The sequence below is a fragment of the Polaromonas sp. P1_G2 genome (assembly GCF_056405515.1).
Genome location: NZ_JBFUBY010001163.1, coordinates 1 through 449, shown reverse-complemented (window position 1 = coordinate 449; position 449 = coordinate 1). Strand labels below are relative to the sequence as shown.

The following is a 449-nucleotide window of genomic DNA, read 5'->3' as shown; positions in this document are numbered from 1 at the left end:
CATGGCAGCCTTGCTGGCCGGCCTGCCCATGGACGTGCCGGGCGCCACCATCAACCGCCTGTGCGGCTCGGGCCTGGACGCGCTGGGCACGGCGGCGCGCGCCATCAAGTCGGGCGAGGCCACCTTGATGATCGCCGGCGGCGTTGAAAGCATGAGCCGCGCCCCCTTTGTAATGCCCAAGGCCGAAAGCGCTTTCAGCCGCGCCAACGCGGTCTATGACACGACGATCGGCTGGCGTTTCATCAACAAGCTGATGAAGGAAAAGTACGGCGTGGACGCCATGCCCGAAACCGCCGAGAACGTGGCGACCGATTACAAGATCAGCCGCGAAGACCAGGACAAGATGGCGCTGGCCAGCCAGCTGAAAGCCGTGGCCGCGCAAAAGGCCGGCTACTTCGACGCCGAGATCACGCCAGTGACGATTGCCCAGAAAAAAGGCGACCCGATTG

General features: G+C 64.4%; 1 protein-coding gene. It reads left to right on the top strand.

The features are described 5' to 3' along the window. On the top strand, positions 1-449 hold a 449-nt coding region (locus AC1D0P_RS29570), incomplete at both ends, for a thiolase family protein (RefSeq protein WP_477679987.1).